Annotated in this window: 27 protein-coding genes; 10 read left to right on the top strand and 17 right to left on the bottom strand. The window is 61.8% G+C overall.

The window, feature by feature from the left end; translation table 11 throughout:
- The gene (gene pdxR, locus HDE75_RS13705; RefSeq protein WP_183677144.1) at positions 1 to 1,443 is read right to left on the bottom strand and encodes a MocR-like pyridoxine biosynthesis transcription factor PdxR; all 1,443 of its coding nucleotides are present in this window, start codon (positions 1,441 to 1,443) and stop codon (positions 1 to 3) included.
- Positions 1,444 to 1,559: 116 nt separating this feature from the next.
- Between pdxR and HDE75_RS13700 the strand changes: the two genes are divergently transcribed.
- Both HDE75_RS13700 and HDE75_RS13695 read left to right on the top strand, forming a co-directional pair.
- Complete coding sequence (locus tag HDE75_RS13700; RefSeq protein WP_183677145.1) at positions 1,560 to 2,000, top strand: carboxymuconolactone decarboxylase family protein; 441 nt, start codon at positions 1,560 to 1,562, stop codon at positions 1,998 to 2,000.
- A 78-nt stretch (positions 2,001 to 2,078) separates the two neighbouring features.
- A complete protein-coding gene (locus tag HDE75_RS13695) occupies positions 2,079 to 2,411 on the top strand; it encodes a hypothetical protein (RefSeq protein WP_260174038.1) in 333 nt (110 codons plus the stop codon).
- Positions 2,412 to 2,417: 6 nt separating this feature from the next.
- Here HDE75_RS13695 and HDE75_RS13690 read toward each other — a convergent pair whose 3' ends face one another.
- Positions 2,418 to 3,605, bottom strand: coding sequence for a multidrug effflux MFS transporter (locus HDE75_RS13690; protein WP_183677146.1), 1,188 nt, complete (start codon positions 3,603 to 3,605; stop codon positions 2,418 to 2,420).
- A 202-nt stretch (positions 3,606 to 3,807) separates the two neighbouring features.
- Between HDE75_RS13690 and epsC the strand changes: the two genes are divergently transcribed.
- Positions 3,808 to 4,746, top strand: a complete 939-nt coding sequence (gene epsC / locus HDE75_RS13685; RefSeq protein WP_183677147.1) for a serine O-acetyltransferase EpsC — start codon at positions 3,808 to 3,810, stop codon at positions 4,744 to 4,746.
- An 8-nt stretch (positions 4,747 to 4,754) separates the two neighbouring features.
- On the opposite strand, the gene HDE75_RS13680 is transcribed toward epsC, so the two are convergent.
- The 8 genes from HDE75_RS13680 to HDE75_RS13645 all read right to left on the bottom strand — a co-directional run bounded on the left by HDE75_RS13680 (position 4,755) and on the right by HDE75_RS13645 (position 12,313).
- Entirely contained in the window at positions 4,755 to 5,237 is a 483-nt protein-coding gene (locus HDE75_RS13680) for an META domain-containing protein (RefSeq protein WP_183677148.1), read from the bottom strand.
- A gap of 80 nt (positions 5,238 to 5,317) precedes the next feature.
- On the bottom strand, positions 5,318 to 6,190 hold the full coding sequence (gene bla / locus HDE75_RS13675) for a subclass B3 metallo-beta-lactamase (RefSeq protein WP_183677149.1): 873 nt from the start codon (positions 6,188 to 6,190) through the stop codon (positions 5,318 to 5,320).
- A gap of 84 nt (positions 6,191 to 6,274) precedes the next feature.
- Complete coding sequence (locus tag HDE75_RS13670; RefSeq protein WP_183677150.1) at positions 6,275 to 7,009, bottom strand: ABC transporter ATP-binding protein; 735 nt, start codon at positions 7,007 to 7,009, stop codon at positions 6,275 to 6,277.
- Positions 7,010 to 7,015: 6 nt separating this feature from the next.
- A complete protein-coding gene (locus tag HDE75_RS13665; RefSeq protein WP_183677151.1) occupies positions 7,016 to 7,834 on the bottom strand; it encodes an ABC transporter permease in 819 nt (272 codons plus the stop codon).
- 8 nt (positions 7,835 to 7,842) lie between these two features.
- Positions 7,843 to 8,835, bottom strand: coding sequence for an aliphatic sulfonate ABC transporter substrate-binding protein (locus tag HDE75_RS13660; protein ID WP_183677152.1), 993 nt, complete (start codon positions 8,833 to 8,835; stop codon positions 7,843 to 7,845).
- 19 nt (positions 8,836 to 8,854) lie between these two features.
- Positions 8,855 to 10,249 carry an LLM class flavin-dependent oxidoreductase gene (locus HDE75_RS13655; protein WP_183677153.1) on the bottom strand — a complete coding sequence of 465 codons (1,395 nt, stop codon included), beginning with the start codon at positions 10,247 to 10,249 and terminating at the stop codon, positions 8,855 to 8,857.
- Between the two features lie 4 nt (positions 10,250 to 10,253).
- Positions 10,254 to 11,081: a MetQ/NlpA family ABC transporter substrate-binding protein gene (locus HDE75_RS13650; protein ID WP_183677154.1), complete on the bottom strand. Its 828-nt coding sequence runs from the start codon at positions 11,079 to 11,081 to the stop codon at positions 10,254 to 10,256.
- Between the two features lie 26 nt (positions 11,082 to 11,107).
- Entirely contained in the window at positions 11,108 to 12,313 is a 1,206-nt protein-coding gene (locus tag HDE75_RS13645) for an acyl-CoA dehydrogenase family protein (protein ID WP_183677155.1), read from the bottom strand.
- Here HDE75_RS13645 and HDE75_RS13640 point away from each other — a divergent pair.
- Genes HDE75_RS13640 through HDE75_RS13615 form a run of 6 tightly spaced genes read left to right on the top strand, consistent with a single transcriptional unit; the run spans position 12,312 to position 17,023 of the window.
- Positions 12,312 to 12,572 carry a hypothetical protein gene (locus HDE75_RS13640; protein ID WP_183677156.1) on the top strand — a complete coding sequence of 87 codons (261 nt, stop codon included), beginning with the start codon at positions 12,312 to 12,314 and terminating at the stop codon, positions 12,570 to 12,572. The genes HDE75_RS13645 and HDE75_RS13640 overlap by 2 nt on opposite strands.
- Positions 12,569 to 13,168: an NADPH-dependent FMN reductase gene (ssuE, locus tag HDE75_RS13635; RefSeq protein WP_183677157.1), complete on the top strand. Its 600-nt coding sequence runs from the start codon at positions 12,569 to 12,571 to the stop codon at positions 13,166 to 13,168. Before HDE75_RS13640 ends, ssuE begins: the two co-directional genes overlap by 4 nt.
- A gap of 29 nt (positions 13,169 to 13,197) precedes the next feature.
- The gene (locus HDE75_RS13630) at positions 13,198 to 14,202 is read left to right on the top strand and encodes a sulfonate ABC transporter substrate-binding protein (RefSeq protein WP_183677158.1); all 1,005 of its coding nucleotides are present in this window, start codon (positions 13,198 to 13,200) and stop codon (positions 14,200 to 14,202) included.
- Between the two features lie 28 nt (positions 14,203 to 14,230).
- Positions 14,231 to 15,391 (top strand): FMNH2-dependent alkanesulfonate monooxygenase, encoded by a 1,161-nt coding sequence (gene ssuD / locus HDE75_RS13625; protein WP_183677159.1) that lies wholly within the window; start codon positions 14,231 to 14,233, stop codon positions 15,389 to 15,391.
- Position 15,392: 1 nt separating this feature from the next.
- On the top strand, positions 15,393 to 16,175 hold the full coding sequence (ssuC, locus tag HDE75_RS13620) for an aliphatic sulfonate ABC transporter permease SsuC (RefSeq protein WP_183677160.1): 783 nt from the start codon (positions 15,393 to 15,395) through the stop codon (positions 16,173 to 16,175).
- A 17-nt stretch (positions 16,176 to 16,192) separates the two neighbouring features.
- Positions 16,193 to 17,023, top strand: a complete 831-nt coding sequence (locus HDE75_RS13615; RefSeq protein ID WP_183677161.1) for an ATP-binding cassette domain-containing protein — start codon at positions 16,193 to 16,195, stop codon at positions 17,021 to 17,023.
- On the opposite strand, the gene HDE75_RS13610 is transcribed toward HDE75_RS13615, so the two are convergent.
- From HDE75_RS13610 to HDE75_RS13585, 6 genes are all read right to left on the bottom strand, one after another.
- Positions 16,986 to 17,705, bottom strand: coding sequence for an HAD family hydrolase (locus HDE75_RS13610; RefSeq protein WP_183677162.1), 720 nt, complete (start codon positions 17,703 to 17,705; stop codon positions 16,986 to 16,988). The two genes, HDE75_RS13615 and HDE75_RS13610, sit on opposite strands and share 38 nt — an antisense overlap.
- Positions 17,706 to 17,807: 102 nt before the next feature.
- Positions 17,808 to 18,635, bottom strand: coding sequence for a MetQ/NlpA family ABC transporter substrate-binding protein (locus tag HDE75_RS13605; RefSeq protein ID WP_183677163.1), 828 nt, complete (start codon positions 18,633 to 18,635; stop codon positions 17,808 to 17,810).
- A 22-nt stretch (positions 18,636 to 18,657) separates the two neighbouring features.
- Complete coding sequence (locus tag HDE75_RS13600) at positions 18,658 to 19,332, bottom strand: methionine ABC transporter permease (protein ID WP_183677164.1); 675 nt, start codon at positions 19,330 to 19,332, stop codon at positions 18,658 to 18,660.
- A complete protein-coding gene (locus HDE75_RS13595; protein ID WP_183677165.1) occupies positions 19,325 to 20,131 on the bottom strand; it encodes a methionine ABC transporter ATP-binding protein in 807 nt (268 codons plus the stop codon). The genes HDE75_RS13600 and HDE75_RS13595 overlap by 8 nt, the downstream gene beginning before the upstream one ends.
- Positions 20,132 to 20,486: 355 nt before the next feature.
- Positions 20,487 to 20,960 (bottom strand): YbaN family protein, encoded by a 474-nt coding sequence (locus HDE75_RS13590; RefSeq protein ID WP_183677166.1) that lies wholly within the window; start codon positions 20,958 to 20,960, stop codon positions 20,487 to 20,489.
- The gene (locus HDE75_RS13585) at positions 20,960 to 21,562 is read right to left on the bottom strand and encodes a biliverdin-producing heme oxygenase (RefSeq protein WP_183677167.1); all 603 of its coding nucleotides are present in this window, start codon (positions 21,560 to 21,562) and stop codon (positions 20,960 to 20,962) included. The genes HDE75_RS13590 and HDE75_RS13585 overlap by 1 nt, the downstream gene beginning before the upstream one ends.
- Positions 21,563 to 22,056: 494 nt before the next feature.
- Here HDE75_RS13585 and HDE75_RS13580 point away from each other — a divergent pair, with 494 nt between their 5' ends.
- Positions 22,057 to 22,623 (top strand): YceI family protein, encoded by a 567-nt coding sequence (locus tag HDE75_RS13580; RefSeq protein WP_183677168.1) that lies wholly within the window; start codon positions 22,057 to 22,059, stop codon positions 22,621 to 22,623.
- A gap of 131 nt (positions 22,624 to 22,754) precedes the next feature.
- Here HDE75_RS13580 and HDE75_RS13575 read toward each other — a convergent pair whose 3' ends face one another.
- Positions 22,755 to 24,551, bottom strand: a complete 1,797-nt coding sequence (locus tag HDE75_RS13575) for an NAD(P)/FAD-dependent oxidoreductase (protein ID WP_183677169.1) — start codon at positions 24,549 to 24,551, stop codon at positions 22,755 to 22,757.
- Positions 24,552 to 24,697: the final 146 nt, after the last annotated feature.

The raw sequence follows: 24,697 nt of genomic DNA, 5'->3' as shown, positions 1-24,697 counted from the left end.
TCAGACTACTGGCGCCATCTCCTGCAAGATAGTGTGCACGATGGCCAGCGCCGTATCGATGTCGAGCTTGTCGATGGCGCCGTAACCGAGGAACAGGCCTTCGTGGCGGGCCGGCCCATGATAAAAGCCGGACAGCGCATACAGGCTGATGTCGGCCAGGCGCGCGCGGCGCAGCAGTTCCACGATATCGAGCGGCGCCTGCGCCAGCGCGGCCACGTGAAAGCCGGCGCTGGCCGGCACCAGGCGGAACCATGGTGACAGGGCGCCGTCAAACCAGTACTGCAGCCGTTCGCGGCGCCCCGCATAGATATCGTGGCAGCGGCGTATATGGCGCAGCAAGTGGCCATCCTGGATAAACTTGGCCAGCGCATGCTGCCCCAGGCTGGCCGTGTGGCAATCATTGAGGTATTTCGCCGTCTGTACGGCTTGCACGATGGCCAGGGGCAGTACCACATAGCCCAGGCGCAATTCCGGCAGCATGATCTTGGAAAAGCTGCCCACGTGGGCCACCAGCCCATAGCGGTCCATGCTTTGCAGCGAATCCGTGGGCCGGCCTTCATAGCGGAAGGCGCTGTCGTAATCGTCTTCGATAATGATGGCGCCCAGGTGCCGCGCGCGTTCCAGCAGAGCATGCCTGCGCGCCATGCTCATCGGCATACCGAGTGGAAATTGATGCGCTGGCGTCACATAAATCAGCCGCGTACCGTCCGGTATCTGCTCGACGTTGAGTCCATCTTCGTCCACATCCACCCCTACCACGCGTGCCCCCTGGGCAACGAACACCTGGCGCGCCACGGGGTAGCCCGGCTCTTCCACGACGACCGTATCGCCGGGCTCGAGCAGGGTTTGCGCCAGCAGGCTCAATGCCTGCTGCGCGCCGCTGCACACCAATACTTGTTCCGGTCTGCAATGAATGCCCCGGCTGAAGGCGGCATGGCCGGCAATCGCCGTGCGCAATGCCGGCAAGCCTTCTACGGGGCCATAGCGGCCCCGTGCCTGCACATCCTGGCGCACGGCGTATTGCACGCAGGCACGCCACTCATCCTGCGGGAAGTGCGAGGGTGTGGCCCGTCCACCGATAAAGGCATAGCGGGCTGGCGCTTCCTGCGCCGAGTGGCGCAGCGGTACCGGTGCCGCTTCCCAGCGCGCAATCCGCCCGGCGCTGGCCAGTTGCGTGCTGGCATTGCGGCGCTGCGGTGAAGCGTGCGGCGTTTGCACGAAGCTGCCCACGCCCACTTTTCCTACCAGAAGTTGCTCGTAGCCCAACTTTTCATACACGTCGGAGACCGTCTTGCGTGACAGTCCCAGCTGGCTGGCCAGCAGGCGCGTGGGTGGCAATTGCTGACCGTCGGCCAGGCGCCCGCTGCGGATCGCTTCGCTGAGCTGGCGGTAGAGTTGGCCGCTCAGGTCGCGCGTGCCGTCGATAGTGATGTGTAATTCCATGAATGGTCTGCTGATCGCCTGCTGTTGGTCTGCTTTTTTTCGGCCGGATTGGCCTGCCGCGCAACGGTACTGCGCTCCTACAATAAGGCATCTTTACTTTTATCAAGGAATGCATCATGACACAGCAACGACTCGATTTCACATCGGCCTCACCCGACGCCGTCAAGGCCATGTACGCACTGGAAGCGGCGATTGCCAAACTGGGCCTGGAGCACTCCTTGCTGGAGCTGATCCGTTTGCGCGCTTCGCAAATCAATGGCTGTGCTTTTTGCGTGGACATGCATACCAGCGATGCGCGCAAGGCCGGCGAATCGGAGCGCCGCCTGTACGCGGTTGCCGTCTGGCGCGAAACGCCATTTTTTACACCGCGTGAACGCGCCGTGCTGGCCTGGACGGAAGCGCTGACCCTGCTGCCGCAAAACCATGCAGGCGATGAAGATTATGCAGCGCTGGAAGCCGAGTTGTCGCCGGCGGAAATGGTCAACGTGACCCTGGCGATTGGCAGCATCAATACCTGGAACCGTCTCGCCGTGGGTTTTCGCAAGATGCCACAATAAGCTGGACGTTCGCTCGCGTACGGAAGATTTTTCGTTTCTGGCTTAACATGGTGCGCACACCATCAGCCAGGAGCGATCATGCCAGCGAATGTGAATGAATCTGTGAGTGAATCTGTGGGCGAGGGCGTTGCGAAGACGCCCCAGCAACTGGAAGAAGCCAAAGAAGCAGCGCGCCGCGCGTTTATTGCGGAATTGTGGCGGCGCTTCGAGGGCTTGCAGGAATGGGCCGTCAGTCATTGGCCTGATCAGAAAAACCCCTTGAGTTCAGCCGATTTTGTCGAAGCGCGCAAGGAAATCCTCAGCTTGCGCTCGCCGGCTGGGCCCTTGAATCAGCCTGAAAATGCGGCCGAGCCGAAACCGGAAGAAGGCGGGGCGCAGTATCTGGATACGACGCCTGCGCCCTGGCCCTGATATTTTTCAGGCGCTTTTGACTGAGGAATTGCCGACCTGCGCCAGCGCCCAGCATGCCAGGCTCACGATCAGGCCACCCATCACGCCATACGCCAGGTTCAGGGCGCTGTCGAACAGCAGCGGCGCGACCAGTCCCGAGACGAGGGCGAACAGCAGCATCTGGATGAACGATTGCATCGATGACGCCAGGCCGCTGTTGTTGGGGAAGTGGTTCAGGGCCATCAGGGTCATCGGCGGCATGGCGATCGACAGGGCGAACGAATAGAAGAACAGGGGCAGCACGGCCCATGGCACTTCGGCGGCAAAGAAGTAGTTGTAGCCGATATTGGCCAGCGCGGCCACCAGCATCAGCACGAAACCGGCCCAAATCAGCTGGCGCTGGCTGTAGCGGTGGGCGATGCGGGCCGACAGGGCCGAGCCGATCACCATGCCGCTGATCAGGGGAATGAACAGCCAGGCAAACGCCGTCTCCGGCAGATGCAGGATATCGATGATGAAGTAGGCGGCTGAACCGATGTACAGCGCGAAGCCGCCAAACGCCGCACCGATGGCCGTCGACAGCAGCAGGAACTGGCGGTGGCACAGCACTTTCCAGTAATTGACGGCGATGCTGCCCACGTGGAAGGCATGGCGCTGTTCTTTCGGCAGGCTTTCCGGCAGGGCGCGGTACACGACGATAAACATCAGCGCGCCGAAGGAGGTCAGGAACCAGAAGATTGCCCGCCAGCCCAACGCTACTTGCAGCCAGCCGCCCAGCACGGGAGCGATTGCGGGCGCCAGCGCGAATACCATCATGATATGCGAGAGGATTTTTTGCGCTTCCGCGCCCGAATAGCGGTCTTGCACGATGGCGCGGCCGATCACCGAGCCGGCCCCCGCCGACAGGCCTTGCAGAACGCGCCAGGCCAGCAGCCAGCCCAGCGACGGCGCCAGTGCGGCGCCCACGGACGCGATCACATACAGCACCAGCGAGACGAGAATGACGGGACGGCGGCCGAAGGAATCGGAAACAGTGCCATAAAACAGCATCATGAAGGCAAACGTGAACAGGAAGAAGCTCAGGGTTTGCTGCACCAGCAGGGGGCTGGCATTAAAATCGTGCACGATGGCGGGGAAAGACGGCAGATAGGTATCAATTGCAAGCGGTCCGACCATCGCCAGGCCCGCCAAAATCCATGTTAATAATTTAGTCATGTTGAAATATGTTTTCGTTAGGCCATCATTTTACGCGAGTCCCCGCAATCGGGTAGGGCGCCGGGCAAGCTGATAGCAGGGTGGCAAGGATGCATATGCGTTTTTCACATATGCAGGAGTGGAAATCTTCTTTAGGTTTTTGCCTGTTGGCGGCTAAGCTGGGGCGACCCGGCCTGTACGCCGTTTTTTGGATTGACACCGCATGACTAGCAGCTACCCCTTGGCGCCTGCCGACGAATCGGCACAGTGGAATCTGGAGCCTGTGATCCAGGCGCTGCGCGTTTCGCGCGAAGAAAAGCACAAGATTCGCCACAATGGACGGGTGCGCGAGCTGCCGTCGCGCGAGGCCTTGACGACCATCGTCAACGGCCTGTCGGCGGCGCTGTTTCCCACGCATTACGGGCGGCCGAACCTGACCGATGAAAGCATCGACTATTTTGTCGGCGATACTCTCAACACGACCCTGAACCGCTTGAGCGAACAGGTGCGTCGCGGGTTACTGTTTTCCGTGCGGGCCGATGATGAAAGCCATGCAGGGAACGATGATGCGGCCCTGGCGCAGCAGGCACGCGACATCACGCGCGCATTTGCCGCCAGCCTGCCTGGCATCCGCGCACTGCTGGTGTCCGACGTGCAGGCTGCGTATGCGGGCGACCCGGCCGCCACCTCGGTGGCGGAAATCATGCTGTGCTACCCGGGCACCATCGCCATCCTGTACCACCGCCTGGCGCACCAGCTGCACGTGCTGGGTTCACCATTCCTGGCGCGCCTGATCGCCGATATCGCGCATACCCTGACGGGCATCGATATCCACCCCGGCGCGCAAATCGGCGCCAGCTTCTTTATCGACCATGGAACCGGGGTGGTGATCGGCGAGACGGCCATCATCGGCCAGCGCGTGCGCCTGTACCAGGCCGTGACCCTGGGCGCCAAGCGTTTTCCAGCGGACGATACGGGCGCCCTGATCAAGGGCACGCCGCGCCATCCGATCGTCGAGGACGACGTGGTGATCTACGCGGGCGCGACCGTGCTGGGGCGCATCATCATCGGCGCAGGATCGACAGTCGGGGGGAATGTGTGGCTGACACATAGCGTGCCAGCCGGCAGCAACGTGTCGCAGGCGCAGACACGCAGTGATTAGCGCGGTGATTAAAAGTGTTTGGCCGTGGCCTCATACCTGGCCACCACAACGCCATCGCTGGTCAGCAGCAAATCCTGTCCATCATAACGGTAGCCGTTGACGGTGGACAGGCGCTTGAGCACTTGCTGTTCCAGCTCCATGTCGGCCGGCTGGCAAGCCATCATGGTACCGGCAAATTGCGAGAACGTCAGCGTACTGCTGCCATTGGTGCCGTAGGCGCCCATCATCCGGTTGCAGCCGCTATTGCCGCTGACACGGCCGCCATCGAGCAGCAGGGTGATGTCTTGCTGCTGAGGTGGAGTGCGCGTGATGGCCTGGCCAGCCAGTTCCTTCAGTTTCCAGTGGGTGCCCACCAGCGGCAGTGGTGGATTGGCTGGCGCGGTCGCAGCGATCGGGCTGCTGCCTGTCGTGCTGGTGGCCGGTGCGGTTTGCGTGCAGCCAGCGATCAATACTACAAAGCCGAGAGGTATCAGGCGGGAGAAGGTCAACATGCGAAAACTCCTGATTATGGCAAAATGGTCACACCGCAGATTAGCAGACCGGCGCCTTCCTGGCGCGCACGGTTGACGCTTTATTCCTTTTCGCTGCGCAGGCGCGTCTCCAGTGCAGTGCGCGCTTCGGCTACATAAGCGTGGCAGGCTTGCGGGTCGATAAAGGCCGCGCTGCCTTTTGTTGCGCTCAGCTCCAGCCTTTGCCACAGTTTCGACGCTTCAGGACGGGCGGAAATCAGTACGTCGCAGGGCAGGTGTTCCAAGGTTTCAAAGCTGTGCTGGAAATCGTCGAGCGCGTTCGGATATTCGCTGCTGGCGCTGAACTTGAAGCCGGGCCGCGACACGGGATCGAGGTCGTCTGCATACACCATGTTCAGGCAGCGCTTGCCCTCGCACGATTGCCAGGTCCAGCTCAAGCCACCGGGCGTGTGGCCGGGCGTGGTGTAGGCCGTCAGCTTGATGGGACCGACATAAAAATGGTTGCCGTCGCGCGCCAGTCGCATGTCGGTCACGGGGGGATAGTTGGGCTGCGCCTTGTATTGCGGATCGTCCGGTCCCACTTCGCCCGCCGCCAGGTCCAGCGCGGAAGACGGGCTGGCCACGACCAGCGCATCGCTGCGCTGCTGTAGTTCGGCCAGGCCGCCCGCCTGATCGTAGTGGCCGTGCGAGTTAAGGATCATCTTCACGTCTTCGATGCGAAATCCCAGGGTGGCGATATTGGCGATGATCTTTGCCGCTGATTCAGGCAAGCCGCCGTCGATCAGCACATGGCCTTCCGGCGACGTGACCAGCACGGAACTGACACCCTTGACGCCCACATAATAGGTGTTGGCATAGATGCGGAACGGCGTCTGGTCCGCATTCAGGGCGGTGGCATCGGGCGTTTGGGCAAATGCCGCAGAGCTGGCGAATAGTGTGGGGAGAAGCAGGGCGCGTGTCAGTGTGAAGGGCATTGCTATCCTTATCAGGTGTGCCGGGGTGGCGTATGCTGACATGGAATGGCATGGTATGCAAACACGGATGCAGTCCGATAAAGACTAAATCGCGTGTGCTGCGTGCAGTTCGGCGAGAATGCTGTCTTTCAAAGCCGCCTGCGCCGCTGGTGCGCGCGTGCGTGGCCGGAGCTGCGTCACATCGTAATGGCCGCGCGGCGGACCGGCGCGCGTGTCGAGCATGACGATGCGGTCGCTCAGGTACAGCGCTTCATCGATATCGTGCGTGACCAGCAGCACCGTCAAGCCGTGCCTGGCGGCGACGGTTGCCAGCAAGTCTTGCAGCTTCATGCGGGTAAACGCGTCGACGGCGGAAAACGGTTCATCGAGCAGCAAAATGCGGGGCTGGCCAAACAGGCCACGGGCAATCGCCGCCCGCTGCGCCTGGCCGCCCGACAGCTGCTTGGGCAGGCTGGCTGCATGGCCTTGCAAGCCCACTTCTTCCAGCAGCGCCGCTACGCGGGGATCGTGCTTGCCGCCGGCTCCCAGGCCGAAGGCGATATTTTGCGCCACCGTCAGCCAGGGAAACAAGCGTGGTTCCTGGAAGATCAAGCCAATATCGGCGTGAACGCCGTCCAGCGGTAGGCCATCGAGTAAAACCTTGCCGCGAAAGTCGCCGTCCAGCCCCGCCACGATCGATAGCAGGCTGCTCTTGCCGCAGCCACTGGCGCCGATCAGGCTGACGATCTCGCCCTGGCGCAGTTGCAGCTGCAGATTGTGCAGCACGCGGCGGGGACCGTAGCTTTTTTCGTGGACGTTGATGTCTAATAGTGTCGTCATGGTTTTTCAGCTTGGCGCATAGCTGTCGCGCCATGCCAGCAAACGGTTTTCCAGGCGGCGCATCAGGCTGTCGCTGGCTTTGCCCAAAAGTGCCAGCAGCACGATGGCGGCCAGCACGATATCGGCGCGGCTCGTTTCCCGGCCGTCGCTAAGCAAATAGCCCAGGCCCTGGCTGGCGGCGATCAGTTCGGCCGCCACCATGAACATCCATGCCAGGCTCAGGCCATTGCGCAGCCCTGTAAAAATCGCCGGCAAGGCGGCAGGCAGCAGCACGCGCCGCGCCAGCGCAAAGCGGCTCAAGCGGTATAGCCGGGCAGCGTCGATCAGCTTGCGGTCCACATCGCGGATGCCCGAGGCCACGCCCATGTAGACGGGGAAAAAGGCGCCGATGCCAATCAACACCAGCTTGGGCGCTTCATCGATGCCTAGCCACAGCAGCAGCAAGGGCACCCAGGCCAGTGAAGGTATGGCGCGCAGCGCCTGGAAGGTGGGGTCCAGTAACGCTTCGGCCGTGCGGTTCAAACCCACGGCGGCACCAAGCACGATGGCCAGCAAGGCGCCGCCCGCAAAGCCGATGGCGACGCGCACGGTACTGGCCAGCACATGGCCGGCCAGGCCGTGCCGTGCCAGCTCCGCAATCGTGGTGGCGATTTCACTGGGGGCGGGCAGCAGGTTGTCGGGGATGACGCCGCTGCGCACGCCCACTTCGGCCACCAGCAGCGCAAGCAAGGGTAATAACAAACCCCAGGCGGCGCGCGGCAGGCGTAGTTTGCTTGGCGGGGAAGGGGAAGCCGCCGTAGTGGCAGCCAGCGTCTGCTTGTTCATGATGCAGCTTATACTTTGATGTAAGGCCGGGCGAAGCGTGTATCGACCAGTTCCGCAATGGCGCGGTTCACGTCCGTGCCCGGTTTGACCAGTGCTTCTTCGACCAGGATGGGCGCGGCCAGCTGCAGCGCCTTGACGTGCTCGGTCGATGGTTGCGGATTGCTGAAATCACTGCGCAGCTTGACTTGCAGCAGGGCCACCGGCAGGCTGACCTTGGCTTCCTCGGCGAGGATTTTCGACGCCTCGGCCGGGTTGTCAATCACCCAGGCGCGCGCCCGTTCGTAGGCCTGTATCACCTTGGCCGTTTCGGCGGGTCGGCTGGCCAGGAAGTCTTCACGCACGTTCAAGAAACCATAGGTATTGAAGGCTACGTTGCGGTAAAACAGGCGCGAACCTGCTTCCAGTTCGCTGGCCGCCATATGCGGGTCGAGGCCGGCCCAGGCATCGACCTTGCCCTGTTCCAGCGCGGCGCGGCCATCGGCGTGCTGCAGGCTCACATGTTCGATATCGCTGCGTTTGAGCCCCGCCGTTTTCAGCGCGCGCAGCAGGAACAGATAAGGATCGGTGCCCTTGGTGGCTGCCACCTTCTTGCCTTTCAAGTCGGCGATGCTGCGGATGGGACTATCCTTGCGCACCACCAGCGCGGTCCATTCGGGCCGCGAAAAGATATAGGGCGCGCGGATAGGGTTGCCATTGGCGCGGGCCAGCAAGGCCGACAGGCCGGCGCTCGATCCGATATCGATGCTGTTGGCGTTCAGGTATTCCAGCGCGCGGTTGCTGCCTGCGCTGAAGACCCATTTGATGCTGGTGCCTTCAGGCTTGAAGGCTTCTTCCAGCCAGCCGAAACGGCGCAAGACCAGGCTCACAGGTGAATAGTACGCATAGTCCAGGCGCAGTTCTTTTAATGGCGTGGTGACTTGCGCTGCGGAGCGAGCCAGGGTGGGCAGGGCGGCAATCGCGGCGCCGCTGGCGGCCAGCTGTAACAGGGTTCTGCGTTTCATGGTTTCCTTGATTGCGGGTTCACGCTGCTGCGCGTGTCGTGGCGGGAGCGGGAGCGATACTGACCTGGCGCCCTGCGTGGCGCTCTGGCAGGCGCGGCCCCTGGCCGAATACCTTGTGGCGCAAGGCACCGTCTTCGTAACTGTGGCGGTAGCGGCCGCGCCGTTGCAGTTCCGGCACGATATGCGTCACCACATCGGCCATGCTGTCGTGGGCCACGGCAAAGGCCAGGTTAAAACCGTCGATACCGGTGTCGTCTATCCAGCTTTCCAGCTGGTCGGCCACCTGGCGCACATCGCCGACAATCACGGGGCCGCGTCCACCCAGGCCGATATATTCGGCGGCCTCGCGCACCGTCCATTTGCGGTCGGGGTCCGCCTGGCTGAAGGACGCGAGCGCCGAGCGGCCTGCGTCCAGGTCGATATAGTCGATGGTGGCGTCCAGCGGATAGCGGCTGAAGTCCACGCCGGTCCAGCCGGATAGCAGCGCCAGCGCCGCCTCGATATCGATATGGCTGCGGTAATCTTCATATTTCGCGCGTGCCTCTGCTTCGGTGACGCCCGTGATGATCAGCGCCTGCGCGTAAATCACCAGCGCGTCGCCATCGCGGCCTGCCTGGCGCACGGCGGCGCGCAAGTCGTCGGCGTAGCGTTTCACCACCGTCTTGCTGGGGCCACTGACAAACGTCGCTTCTGCATGGCGCGCCGCAAAGCGCGTGCCGCGTGGTGACGTACCTGCCTGGTAGAGCAGCGGCGTGCGTTGCGGCGACGGTTCGCACAAATGGATGCCGGGCACCTGGTAATGGCGCCCGTGATGGTTGATCGGGTGGACTTTGGCCGGGTCGGTGTAGATGCCGCTTGCCTTGTCATTGACCACGGCATCGTTTTCCCAGCTTTTTTCCCACAGTTTGTAGACTACGTCCAGGTATTCATCGGCCAGGTCGTAGCGCTCATCGTGGCCCAGCTGCTGGTTCAGGCCCAGGTTGCGCGCCGCGCTATCGAGATAACCGGTGACGATATTCCAGCCGATGCGCCCGCCGGTCAGGTGATCGAGCGTGGAAATGCGCCGCGCGAACGTGTACGGATGTTCATAGGTGAGGGCGCAGGTGACGCCGAAACCCAGGTGTGTCGTCGCCTGCGCCATGATGGGCACCAGTGCCAGCGGGTCGTTCAGCGGCACTTGCACGCCATGTTTCAATGCCGCTGCTACGCCGCCCTGGTACACGTCATACACGCCCAGCACATCGGCCAGGAAGATGGCGTCGAACAGGCCCGCTTCCAGCAGCCGCGCCAGTTCGGTCCAGTGTTGCGGATCGGTATAGCGGTGGCTCTGGTCGCGCGGATGGGTCCACAGTCCTGGCGACTGGTGGCCCACGGTATTCATCTGGAAAGCGTTGAAGCGTATCGTCTTGGCCATGGATTTACTTAGATGCTGTCTGCAAGGCTTGCTGATACTCGGTCTTCGAATAGCCGGCAAAGTATTTGTTGGTCACGTCGAGGAATTCACGCGAGTGGTAGGCTGCCGCGAGATCCTTGGCAAATTGCTTGTCCTTGTCGGCCGTACGTACGGCCACCAGGTTGATGTAGTTGGGCGAGATCTTTTCAGTCACCAGCGCATCCGTCAGCTTCAGGCCCGATGCCAGCGCATAGTTCCCGTTGATGAAAGAGTAGTCGGTGTCGCCCAGCGAACGTGGCAGCTGCGCCGCTTCCAGCGGCAGCAGCTTGATTTTCTTGAGGTTGACGGAGATATCCTTTTCCGACGCGCGCACGGCGTCAAAACCTGCGCGCAGCTTGATCCAGCCCAGCTGGTCGAGCAGCACCAGTGCGCGCGCCTGGTTGGTCGGGTCGTTCGGCAAGCCCACCGTCGTGCCTTCCTTCACATCGTTCAGCGTGGTGTGCTTCTTGCTGTAGATGGCGATTGGCGCCGTCGGCACCGTCACCAGGTCGGTCAGTGCCAGCTTGTGTTCGGCGGCGAATTTTTTCAGGTAGACGATGTGCTGGAACACGTTGGCGTCCAGCGAACCCTCGGCCAGCGCGAAGTTCGGCTGGATATAGTCATTGAACTCCACCAGTTTGACCTTGTAGCCCTGCTTTTCCAGGATGGGCTTGATGCCCAGCTTGATCTGGTCCGCATACGGCCCGGCGCTGGTGCCGATCACGATCTCTTTCGGGTCTTTGGCGTGGGCCAGGCCGGTGGCGAGTGCCAGGGACAAGGTGCTAAGAATCAGAGTGCGGCGGGTCATGCTCATGGCGGCTCCTGGTTGATAAAAGAGGGTTACGAATACGCGGTCGGTTCCGGCAGGGTGCCGCTCAGGGCATAGCGCCCCAGGTCGCGCAGCTTGTAGTCGATGGGATCGTGCAGGGTATGCACGCGCACGTTGCGCCAGTAGCGGTCAAAACCATATTGGGCCGAGGTGGAGCGGGCGCCCGTCAGCTCGAACATCTGGCTGCTGATTTCCAGGCCGGCCTTGTGGGCCAGGGCTTTCGCTTCTGCCACGGCGACGGCCAGCTGGCCACGGTCCTGCGCCGTGATCAGCGCACCCTTGCGGTAGACGGTATCGAGTTCCTGCGCCGCCACGTCGGCCAGTACTTGCGCGGGCCGCAGCAGCAGCCATAGCTGGCCGTAGCGGTGCTGCACCAGCGGATCGTCGCTGGCCTTGTCCACACCGGAGGCAAACCAGGCTTTTGCCTGTTCTTCCGTATAGCGGCGGGCCGCCTCGAAAGCCCCTTCGGCGATGCCCAGGTAGAGGTTAGTCATAATCAGCTGTGCGATCTGCGAACGCACCGTCGCTTGTGGCGTGGCTGCCTGCGCGGGCGCTTGCAAGACCAGTTCGGACGGCAGGAATACCTGCTCGAAATGGACATTGCCGCTGTCTGTCTGGCGCTGGCCAAACGCATCCCAGTCCGGCTTGACCTGCACGCCAGCCTGGCGCGTTGGCAGGGCGGCGATCAGCGCCGTTTTGGTCGGTGCGTGCCAGGCCGAGACGGTCAGCCAGTCCGAGCCCACGGAACCGGAAGAAAAACTCTTGACGCCGTCGAGCAGATAGCCAGCGCCGCTGTCCTGCGCCGTGACTCTGCGGTCTAGGGGGTTGAGGGCATTGCCCCAGAACAGGCGCTCGTTCACGGTCAAGGTCAGCAAATGGCGCTGCTGCTGCGCATTGCCATACAGCTGCAGGCCGGCCAGCTGCAAATGGTGAAAGCCAAAGACGTGGGCCAGCGCGCTATCGGCGCGCGCCAGGATGCGGATCACCTGATAGACCAATGTCCAGGGTGCGCCCTGGCCGCCAAATTGCACCGGAACCGACAAAGTCAGCAAGCCCGACTCGCGCAGCCATTCACGCTCCTGCGCCGCATGGCCGCCAACCTGGTCGCGGGCATTTGCTGTTTCGGCCAGGCGTGACGCCAGCGCCGTGGCGATACCGATAGCGTCTGGCGCTGCTTGCTCGGTATGTTTGGGGGATAAAGGAAGAACAGATGACATGACGGCGATTCCAGTGAGGCGATGCGGCCAGTATTGCACCGGTTGTCAAAGCCCGTACACGAAGAAAAGCGCACATGCATATGCAAAAAAACGCGATTGCGGCGGCACGTGGCAGGCTGCGGGGCGTCGTTCGCTCATATCTGGAAAATACATATCGAAGCGCGAAAGCATTCGTTTTGCCGCAGCCCTGATGGCGATAGGCTGCGGCAAGGTCGATCACTCCATCATCGGCGTCGCTTTAAGAACAGGCATCATATGAGCATACTTTTATTGGGCGGTAGCCCCCAGCTGCCATCGAGTTCGGGCCGCTTGCTGGCGCACATCGGCGAGCGCCTGGCCCTGCAGGGTTATGGTATCCGCAAGCTCGATGTGCGCGACCTTCCCGCGCAAGCGCTGCTGCTGGCCGATTACGCCGATCCTGCGATCACCGAGGCGGTGCAAGCCGTGGCTGCGGCCGAAGCCGTCGTGATCGCCACGCCGATTTACAAGGCTGCCTATACCGGGCTGCTGAAAGCCTTCCTCGACCTGCTGCCGCAGGACGGGCTGGCCGGCAAGCTGGTGCTGCCGCTGGCCACGGGCGGCGGCCATGCCCATACGCTGGCGCTGGACTACGCCTTGCGCCCGGTGCTGCAGGCACTGGGCGCCAAACAGGTCTACACCAGCATCTACGCGAACGCGCAGCAACTGGGCTGGCATGAAGAGCGTGGCTTGAACTTCGATGAGCCGATTGCTGCGCGTGTGCAGGCCGGCATCGACGAATTGTCTGCCGGGCTGTTCCTGCTGGCGGGGCCTCGCGAGGCTGCCGCCGTCTTGCCGCCTGTGCGCACGCCGCAGACCCAGCTTCAACCCGCCTGAATCACATCTATCACAAGGAGCCAGCCGCCATGAGCAATCGCCACGAAAACCGCCTTTCCCGCCGCACAACCTTGGGCCTGCTGTTCGCCGCTGCTGCGGGCGTACTGGCCTCCGGCATGCCGGTGACGGTCCAGGCCCAGGCCCAGGCGCAGCCTGAAGTGCGCATCGGCTACCAGAAGTACGGCACGCTGACCTTGCTCAAGGGCCGAGGTACGCTGGAAAAACGCCTGTCGGAACAAGGCGTGACGGTGAAATGGACGGAATTTCCGGCCGGGCCGGTGCTGCTTGAAGGCCTCAATGTAGGCAGCATCGATTTTGGCACCGTGGGCGAAGCGCCGCCCATCTTTGCCCAGGCGGCTGGCGCCAACCTGGTCTATGTGGGCAATGAGCCAGCCTCGCCTGGCAGCGAAGCCATCGTCGTGCCCAAGGGTTCCGGCTTGCGCACCCTGGCTGAATTGAAGGGCAAAAAGATAGCCCTGAACAAGGGCTCGAACGTGCATTACCTGTTATTGAAGGCGCTGGAAAAAGCCGGCGTCGCCTACAGCGACATCCAGCCAGTATATTTGCCGCCGGCCGATGCGCGCGCCGCTTTCGAGCGCGGCAGCGTGGATGCCTGGGCGATCTGGGACCCCTTCCTGGCGGCCGCCGAAAAACAGCTGGGCGCGCGCGTGCTGGCCGATGGCAAGGGCCTGGTGGCGAACTACCAGTTCTACCTCGCCTCGCGTCATTACGCGGAAAAAAATCCCGAAATCCTGCGCATCGTGCTCGATGAAATCGCCAAGGTCGATGACTGGGGCCGCAACAATCCCGATGAAGTGGCTACCGTGCTGTCAGCCCAGACGGGCTTGAGCCGCGACGTGGTGGCGCTGGCGGCATCGCGTTATGCCTATGGCGTCAAGCCTGTATCGGTCGACGTGATCGCCTCGCAGCAAAAGGTGGCCGACGCCTTTTCCAGCCTGAAGCTGATCCCGAAACCCATCGTCGTCAAGGATGCGCTGCTACCGGCCAGACAGCTGGCCACCAGTAGCAAGTAATCGATCCACAATCAAGCGAAAGAGTTCCATGTCACTCAATATCTTCTGGTTTATTCCCACCCATGGCGACAGCCGCTACCTGGGCACCTCGCAGGGTGCGCGCCCGGTCGATGCCGATTACTTGCGCCAGGTGGCGGTGGCCGCCGACACCCTGGGCTACGATGGCGTGCTGCTGCCCACCGGCCGCTCATGCGAAGATGCATGGGTGGTCGCTTCGTCGCTGATCAGCGTGACGCAAAAGCTCAAGTTCCTGGTCGCCGTGCGACCAGGTTTGTCGACACCCGGCCTGGCCGTGCGCATGGCGTCCACCTTTGACCGCTTGTCGAATGGCCGCCTGTTGATCAATGTCGTCACTGGCGGCGACCAGGCCGAACTGGAAGCCGATGGCCTGTTTGCCGACCATGCCAAGCGCTATGAGATTTCCGATGAATTCATCCGCGTCTGGCGCGCCACCTTGGCAGGCGAGGGCGGTGCGGCCGGCTATGATTTCGAGGGTAAGCATATCCAGGTAAAAGGTTCCAAAACCCTGTATCCGCCCGTGCAAAAACCATATCCACCGCTGTATTTTGGCGGTTCATCCGAGCCGGCCCACGAACTGGCGGCCGAACAGATGGATGTCTACCTGACCTGGGGCGAGCCGCCGGCTGCCGTGGCCGAAAAGATCGCCGATATCCGCGCGCGCGCGGCCAAGCGGGGGCGCACAGTCCGGTTTGGCATCCGTTTGCACGTGATCGTACGCGAAACGAATGAAGCGGCCTGGCGCGCGGCCGATGAATTGATCAGCCACCTGGACGACGACATCATCGCCAAGGCGCAGGAAGCGTTCGGCAAGATGGATTCCGTCGGCCAGCAGCGCATGGCAGCCCTGCATGGCGGCAAGCGCGACAAGCTCGAAGTGTCGCCCAATCTGTGGGCAGGCGTGGGCCTGGTGCGCGGCGGCGCGGGCACGGCCCTGGTTGGCGACGCTCCCACGGTGGTGGCGCGCATCCAGGAATACGCCGACCTGGGTATCGATACCTTTATCTTTTCCGGCTACCCGCACCTGGAAGAATCGTACCGCTTCGCCGAACTGGTATTCCCCTTGCTGGGCAAGGGCAAGGCCGCGGGTGAGCAATCGCTGACGGGGCCTTTTGGCGAAGTCATGGCCAGCAATATCGTGCCGGCTGCGTCACAAAAGAAAGCGGCCTGAGATGGCGGCTAGTGTCGTCAAGCGCAGTCGGGCATGGAAAGCAGCAGCGCCATGGGCTTTACCGTTTGCGCTGCTGCTGGCCTGGCAGCTGGCGTCGCAATGGGGCTGGCTATCGAGCCGCATCCTGCCCGAACCATGGGCTGTGGCGAAAGCCTTCTGGAGCCTGACTGTATCGGGTGAACTGTGGCTGCACCTGAAAACCAGCTTGTGGCGGGCTACCCTGGGCTTTGCCATCGGCGGCGGCCTCGGTTTGTTGCTGGGCCTGTTGACGGGCAGCTTCCGCCATGCGGAAACCCTGTTAGACACGACCCTGCAAATGGTGCGCAACATCCCGGCGCTGGCGCTGATCCCGCTGGTCATCCTGTGGTTCGGCATCGATGAAACGGCCAAGCTGTTTTTGCTGGCGGTCGGCGTCTTCTTTCCCGTCTACCTCAATACCTTCCACGGCATCCGTTCGGCCGACCAGGGCTTGATAGAAATGGCAAAGAGTTATGGCTTGTCCGGCTGGCCCCTGTACCGCGATGTGATCCTGCCGGCTGCCATGCCCTCGATACTGGTGGGCGTGCGCTTTTCGCTGGGCCTGGTGTGGGTGCTGCTGATCGTCGCTGAAACCATTTCGGCGCAGGCCGGCATCGGCTACATGACCATGAATGCGCGCGAGTTTTTGCAAACGGACGTGGTCTTGGTGGGTATTTTGCTGTACGCCTTGCTGGGCAAGCTGGCAGACCTGTTCTCGCGCCGGCTGGAGCGCCATTGCCTGCGCTGGAATCCCGCTTACCGCTAATCACGAAAGAACACACCATGCTGCTCGCGCCCATCCAGATAGAATCGGACTTTTTGTCCCACTTCGTGCAGTACGACCCCGTGGCCGAACAAGCCAGGGCCAGGACTGGCCCGCGCGACAGGTTTGAGCGGCGCGGCGTGCCGCTGGCATTGACCAACTTGAGCAAGGCCTACGCCGAGCGCACAGTGCTCAATAATATCGATCTGGCATTGCGTGCCGGTGAATTCGTCGCCATCGTAGGGCGCAGCGGCTGCGGCAAGAGCACCTTGCTGCGCTCGATCGCGGGCCTGGAAAGCGTGGACGAAGGCCAGGTCACGGTCGGTTCAGGCAAGGAATTTGGTCCACCCGATATCCGCATCATGTTCCAGGAAGCGCGGCTGCTGCCCTGGAAAACCGTGCTGGAAAACGTCGCCCTGGGTTTGCCCCGTTCGGTGGGTGCGGCCGCTGCCTCCCTGTGGACGGTGGGCCTGGCCGACCGCGCTGACGAGTGGCCTGCTGCCTTGTCGGGCGGGCAGAAGCAGAGGGTGGCGCTGGCGCGGGCGCTGGTGCACGAACCGCAATTGCTGCTGCTCGATGAACCCCTGGGTGCACTCGATGCCTTGACCCGCATCGAAATGCAGCAGCTGATCGAATCGCTCTGGCTGGCGCGTGGTTTCACGGCCGTACTGGTGACGCATGACGTGGCCGAAGCGGTAGCGCTGGCCGACCGCGTGCTGCTGATCGAAGATGGCCAGATCACGCTGGATCAGCAGATTGATTTGCCGCGCCCCCGTCAGCGTGGCAGCGCGGCGTTCGCTGCGCTGGAGCAGACTATCCTGGCGCGCGTGCTGCAGCCTCGCTCAAGCTGATAAAGCCATCACCGTCCAGCGTGGCCGTCATCGCTGCATAACTGGCGATGCTGGCATGGCGCGTGGCCATGGCGTGGTGATGCGTGGCCGTGATCACCATCACCTCGGCGCCCGCCGCTTCGCCCGCTTCGATCCCTACCGCCGCATCTTCAAACACCAGGCAGTCACTGGCAGGCACACCTAGTTTTTGCGCCGCCAGCAGATAGCATTCAGGCCGCGGTTTGCCCGCCTTCACATCTTCCGCCGTCACCATCACCTTTGGTAGCGGCATGCCCGCCGCCTCCAGGCGCGCAATCGCCAGCGCACGCGGCGCGGAGGTGACTATCGCCCATTGCGCAGGCGGCAGCGTTTGCAAAAAGTGCTGCGCGCCATCAATTTCAACGATGCCATCCACATCGATGATTTCCGCCGCCGTGATGCCGTGCGATTCATGGTGCGGGTCAACGCCGGGCAAATCCAGCCTGGCGATGGTGTCGAGTGCGCGCGCGCCATGGATGGTGGGCAAAAAGGCTGCCACATCGAGGCCCTGGCGCTTGGCCCACGAACCCCAGATGCGCTCTGCGGCAGCGATGGAATTGATGATGGTGCCATCCATGTCGAACAGGAATGCGCGGTAGCGGCCATGCTGCTTCGTGACGGAGGCGAGGCTGGAAGACGGCGGGGACGAGGGCAGGGCGGACATGGCTTCCTTGCAAATGATGGGCTGGAAGCCATTGTAACGGCAGAGTGATTTTATTTCAGGCAGGCGCGTTGTTGAGGGATGGGCGCGCCTGCGCAAGCTGTCTTATTTTTTGTCAGCCTTTTCCATCGCCAGCTGGTAATCCGTTTTTTCGTAGCCGGCGAAGTATTTATTGGTGATGTCGAGGAAGGCGCGCGAGCGGTAGGCCGCTTCGATGTCTTTCACCCAAGGCTTGCCTTTGTCGGCCGTGCGGATGGCGACCAGGTTGACATAGCTGTCCGAGATTTTTTCGGCGATCAGGGCGCTGGTCAGCTTGATGCCGGCCGCTTGCGCGTAGTTGCCGTTAATGAAAGCATAATCGGTATCGGCCAGCGAGCGTGGCAGCTGCGCCGCTTCCAGCGGCACCAGTTTCAGCTTCTTCGGATTGTCGGCCACGTCACGCTCGGAAGCGCGCAGCGGGTCGACATTCGGTTTCAGCTTGATCCAGCCCATTTTATCGAGCACCACCAGCGCGCGCGCCTGGTTGGTCGGGTCGTTCGGCATGGCGATGGTGGCCCCCGGCTTGATTTCAGCCAGCGACTTGTGCTTGGTGCTGTACAGCGCGATCGGCGTGGTCGGTACCGTGATCAAGGGACTCAGAGCCAGCTTGTTATCGGTGGCGAACTTGTTCAGGTAGACGATGTGCTGGAACACGTTGGCGTCCAGCGAGCCCTCGGCCAGCGCGTAGTTCGGCTGCACGTAGTCGTTGAATTCAACGATCTTGACCTTGTAGCCCTGTTTTTCCAGGATAGGCTTGATGCCCAGTTTCAGCTGGTCTGCGTAAGGACCGGCGCTGGTGCCGATCACCAGTTCTTTCGGGTCCTTGGCGTAAGCCGAAATGGAAAGGGTCAGGCTGACGGCGGCCAGCAGCAGATTGCGGCGGAATGTATTCATGATGTTTTCCTTGATTCGAAGATTAACGTTTGTCGAGACGCTTGGCGATGCGCGTGCCTGCGAACTGGATGAGCTGCACCAGCACGATCAGGATGGCGACGGTGACGACCATGATGTCGGTCTCGAAGCGGTAGTAGCCGTAGCGGATGGCCAGGTCGCCGATGCCGCCGCCGCCCACCACGCCGGCCACGGCCGAATAGGACAGGAAGCTGATCGACAGCACGGTCAGCGCCAGCACCAGGCCGGAGCGCGCTTCCACCAGCAGCACGCGGAAAATAATTTGCATTTCCGAGGCGCCCATGGCGTGCGCCGCTTCGATCACGCCGCGCGGCACTTCGCGCAGGTTCTGTTCCACCAGGCGCGCAAGGTAAGGGATGGCGGCGAACGACAGTGGCACGGCGGCTGCCAGCGGGCCGATCGAGGTGCCAGCGATGATGCGGGTAAACGGCGTCAGCGCGACCAGCAGGATGATGAAGGGGAAGCTGCGCACGGTATTGACCAGCCAGCCCAGGATGATGGACAGCGGACGGTTTTGCAGCGACTGGCCTTCCGAGACCAGGAATAGCAAGATGCCCATCGGGCCGCCGATCAGAATGGCGGCCGTCAGGCCGATACCCAGCATGGTCATGGTCTGGCCCAGCGCGACCCAGATTTCCGGCAGCAGGGCGACGACGTTATTGAACGATTCTTCAAACATGTGTGGCATCCTTCCATGCGGTGGCTTCGAATGCTTCGGTGCCGTAATAAGCCAGTTCGCGTCCCAGCGCGGTCTTGCGCGGGGTAGTGGTGTCGCTCAAGTCGAATTGTTCGGCGATGGCGCCGTTTTCCACCACCGCCACGCGGTTGCAGATGGCGCCCAGCACCGACAGTTCATGGCTGACGATGACGATGGTCACACCCAGGCGCGCATTGATGTCGCGCAGGGTGTCGAGCAGGGCGCGCGTGGTTTCCGCATCCAGCGCGGAAGTCGGTTCATCGCACAGCAGCACGTCGGGATGGCTGGCCAGTGCACGGGCAATCGCCACGCGCTGTTTCTGGCCGCCCGACAATTGCGCCGGATAGCTATGCAGCTTGTCCGACAGGCCTACCAGCGCCAGGCATTCCTCGACCCTGGCAGCAATCTGCTCGCCCTTGGTCGTGCCATGAATTTTCAGGGGGAAGGCCACGTTGTCGTAGACGCTGGCGTTTTGCAGCAGGTTGAACTGCTGGAAGATCATGCCGATATTCTGGCGCGCATCGCGCAGCGCGCTCTTGCCCAGGCTGGTCAATTCGCGGCCAGCGACGGTAATGCTGCCGCTATCGGGGCGTTCGAGCAGGTTAATCAGGCGCAGCAGGGTCGATTTGCCGGCGCCGCTCTTGCCGATCAGGCCGAAAATATCGCCGGGATAAACCTCCAGCGAGACCGATTTGACCGCGTGAAATTGTTCGCCCTTGGGCAGCGCGAAGGTCTTGTTCGCGCCAGCTATGCGTATCACCGGTGTACGGTTTATGGTCATGCACTATTCCTTTTATTATTCGCGTCCCTTACTGCCATGTTGCTCATCATCGTCAGCATGGATCACTTTCAGCGGCGGCAGGACAGGCCGGCCTGGGACGTCGGTTGCGTAGTATACCTCTGATCGCCATATACCCCCTACGATAGAATCTTGCTTTGAATATGCGAATAATGTCTATGCAGCGGTTTTCAAGTGAAAAAAACTGAAAACAGGGCTTATGGCCGAATTAAATCGTGCCGTATGGGGCGGGAGAGGCGTGGGGCGATGGAAAATTCGATGGGCAGGGCATCCGCAAAAGGCGATCTTTTGCGGGATGCACAGGTTTTAGTGCTTTTTGTTGCAGAAGGGTGAGCGATTATCGACCGCTATTTGCGCTATCTTGAGCAGATTCTGCCTCAGCGCTGCCGGCGGATGCTGGCGGCGGGCCATTCGGGCGGCGCAACAGATAAATGATGACGGCGATTTCCATCGCGCCCACCAGCATGATCACCCACGCGGGCGGATGGCCGAGGCACATGGCAACGAAGCCTATGGCCATGCCCAGGCAAGCCATGGCCTTGCCGCGCCGCGATACGGCGCGGTGCTCGCGCCACTGGCGCAGCGATGGTCCGAAACGCGGATGATGCAGCAGCCAGTGTTCCAGGCGCGGCGAAGCGCGGCTGAAACAGGCCAGCGCCAGGATCAGGAAGATCGTTGTCGGCATCACGGGCAGCATGGCGCCGATGATGCCCAGTAAAACCATCAGCGCGCCGGCGGCCGTCCAGGCCCAGCGGCGCAGGCGGGCGCCATGGGTTTCCGGCAATGGCGCGCTGGAGTGCTCTTTTTTCATCAGGCGTAAGCCTCGACGTGGCCGTGCATGCGCATGAAGGCGGCGCGTGCACCGTCGATCACGCGTGCTTCGCCGTCAGCGTCCAGTGGCGCGGCATCGAGTACGGCCGTGAAGTCGCGCCAGTGGCGCGCGCGGCCATCGGGGTGGCCGGCAAGGTGGCGCGCGCCGTGGTGTTCATCGAGACCGATCTTGCCAGCCAGTTTGTAGAGGATGGCGGCGCCCAGTTTCGAGCCTTCGCTGACGTACAGCCAGCCCAGCGCGGTGGCCATGTCCAGCTGTGCGCCGAATGGCGCTTCGACCGCATCGGCCGGCACGGGCGCGCCCAAGTCGTGCAGATCGGCGGCGATGCTGTCGTAGCGGCGGCGCTGTTGCAGGTCGGGTAGCAGGGCCGCCAGGCCAGCATGGTCATACAGCGCATCGACGTCGCGCAAGAAGGCGTATTGCGCTTGCAGGAAGCGCGTGTAGTTTTGCGTGTTCTCGAATGGCTTGCTGGCCATGATGCGCTTGTCGAGCACGTCGTGCGTTTCCATGGTGTCTGCTTTCAGGCGCTGGCTGCGCGGCAGGCTGGTGTCGGTGAGGTGATTCAGGGTGTTTGCATTCATGTGTTTTCCTACTCTATCAAATAACGATCAACTGCGAACGATCAAGTGCGCCTGCTGGCCTGATGAGGGGTAGAGGGCAGGGCGCGCCGTGATGACCGGGCCGGATCGGCGCGGCGATATGGTCTGATGGCTGGCGTAGGCGCGGTGGCCGGCGGGCTGGCGTATGGTTGGCGTGGCCGGGTTTTAAAACACTGTGTTAAAAGCGATCGCGCGGAAGGCAGGCATGATAACAATCCACGGGATGAATAACAAGAATCATTCTCATTTAAATTGCTGGATATTTTCAAGCGTGTGCTGAATAATCGGCAAGAGGAGGCGTTGTGGTGGACAGTGATGAGCCTATTATCGAATTTTTCGATGCTAACTAGGTATATTTTCCATTTTACATCGATCTTCGTGGCATGCATAATCGTTGCAACCGAGCCATTGCCATCCGCCCAAGGGCGCGCTGGCCGCGGTTTTTAAACCTTCATAATTGAATCAGGAAATCTACAATGAAAAAACTGCTCGCCTTTATCGCCGCTGCTGGTATCTCGCTGTCCGCCGTTGCCGCTCCTGAAGTCTATGTCATCGATGGCAGCCACACCTTCCCACGTTTCGAATACACCCACATGGGTTTCTCGACGCAGCAAAGCCGTTTCAATAACACCACCGGCAAGATCACGCTGGACCGCGCCGCCAAGACCGGTTCGGTTGAAGTACTGATCGACACCAAATCGGTAGACACCGGTTCGACCGTATTCAACACCCACATCCAGGGCGAAGACTTCCTCGACACCGCCAAATTCCCGGTCGCGACCTACAAGTCGACCAAGTTCAATTTTGACGGCGACAAGCTGGCCAGCGTCGATGGCACGCTGACCCTGAAAGGCGTGACCAAGCCAGTGACCCTGACCGTCACCTCGTTTACCTGCGCGCCACACCCAATGCTGAAAAAAGACGCATGCGGCGCCAACGCCACGGCCCACATCAAGCGTTCGGAATTCAACGCTGGTAAATATGCGCCAGCAGTGAGCGATGACGTGACCCTGACTTTCGCAATCGAAGCAATCAAGCAGTAATAATGTTGGATGCATGAGAAAAATGGCGGCAGACTTCGGTCTGCCGTTTTTTTATACGCCAACGGCAAGGACTGGGGTCGGACCCGGCGGGTCCGACCCCGGCTTCTGCTTTGCGGGTCGGCTTTCAGGCATCACGATAAATGATGCACCTCCTGCTGCCCATACACGGGTGTGGCGATGCCTTCCATGCGCGCTTTCAGTTGCAGCGACAGGTATTGCGAGTAGTGGCGCGACTGGTGCAGGTTACCGCCGTGGAACCACAGCGCTTGCTGCTGCGTGGGTTTCCACATATTGCGCTGCTCGCCTTCCCACGGTCCCGGGTCCTTGGTGGTGGCCGAACCGAGTCCCCACACCTTGCCCACCTTGTTCGCCACTTCGGGCGAAATCAGGTCGGCCGCCCAGCCGTTCATGGAACCATAGCCGGTGGCGTACACCACCAGGTCGGCTGGCAGTTCCGTGCCGTCCGAGAGCACGATCGAATGGGACTTCAGCTCCTGCACGCCGACGCCGCTTTTCAGCTTGATCTTGCCCTCGGCGACCAGTTCGGAAGCGCCCACGTCGATGTAATAGCCGGAGCCGCGCCGCAGGTATTTCATGAACAGGCCCGAGTCGTCATCGCCAAAGTCCAGCATGAAACCGCGTTCTTCCAGGCGCGCATAAAAGTCGGCATCGCGCTCGCGGATGGCCTTGAAGATGGGCTTCTGGAAGTCCGGCAGGATTTTGTACGGGATCGATGCAAAGGTCAGGTCGGCCTTGGCAGTCGTCATGCCGGCTGCCAGTGCGCGTTCCGAATACAGGTCGCCCAGCGCCAGGTCCATCAGCGAATCGGACTTGACGATGTGCGTCGACGAGCGCTGCACCATGGTTACGTCCACGCCCGCTTCCCACAGCGCCGCGCAGATATCGTGCGCCGAATTGTTTGCGCCGACCACCACCACCTTCTTGCCCACATAGGCATCCGGCCCCGGATGCTGCGAGGAGTGCTGCTGCTCGCCCTGGAATACGTCCATGCCCTTGAATTTTGGCAGATTGGCCTTGCCCGACATGCCAGTAGCCAGCACCAGTTGTTTCGGCTTCAGAGTGACGGGCTGGCCGTCGCGCAGCACTTGCACCGTCCACTCACCGGTGGCGTCGTCATAGCCGGCCAACTCGCAGCTGGTCGAACCCCAGTAGTTCAGTTCCATCACCTTGGTGTACATTTCCAGCCAGTCGCCCACCTTGTCCTTGGGCGTGAAGACGGGCCAGTTGTCGGGAAAGGGGATGTAGGGCATGTGGTCGTACCAGACCGGGTCGTGCAGGCACAGCGATTTGTAGCGCTTGCGCCAGCTGTCGCCGGGGCGGGCGTTTTTCTCGATGATGATGGTGGGGACGTTCAACTGGCGCAGCCGCGCACCGAGCGCGATGCCACCCTGGCCACCGCCGATGATCACGCAATACGGCTGGCGTGCATAACCCAGTTCGCGCGCTTCCTGTTCGCGGTGTTCCAGCCAGCTGCTGCGGTTGGTGCGCGCCCCGTGTTCGGCGCCCATGGGCCGCCGTGCGCCTTTGGGTTCTTCATGGCCCTTCAATTCGGCCATGGTGGTGAGCAGGGTCCAGATCTTGCCATCGCGGATGCGGATAAAACCGGTGCCGCGCCCGACCCTGGTTTCTACCGTGATCCAGCATTGCGTGACGCCGCCAGCTGCACTGGCCTGTTCGCCATCGGCGATGCGCAGGGTGACCTGCTGCACAGGGCCCAGCTGTGCGCTCAGCATGTCGGCGATCTGTACGCGGCCTTCCAGGGTTTTCAGGTTCCAGGTAAACAGCACCAGGTCGCGCCAGAAACCGTTCTCTTCAAAAAGCTGCGCCGCGCCCGTGCTGTCGCTGGCGCGCAGTGCACCCTCCAATTGTTCCAGCACGCTGGCAACGGTGTGGTCGTGATTTGTCATCGTGTCTCCTCCATGTATGACTGTCGGGATGCGGTTTTGTCACCGCTGACGATGTTGTATCACTGCCGTTCTGGCGCCGCATCCTGCGTTGCAGCGTGGCTGGCGATGAGACGGAAGTCTCAGCCGGTGGGATGCCTATTGTCGGA

Origin of the sequence: Janthinobacterium silvisoli (assembly GCF_014200725.1) — a bacterium.
Taxonomy (GTDB): domain Bacteria; phylum Pseudomonadota; class Gammaproteobacteria; order Burkholderiales; family Burkholderiaceae_D; genus Janthinobacterium.
The sequence above is the reverse complement of the archived record's forward strand: the minus strand, read 5'-3'. Positions and strand labels throughout refer to the sequence as shown.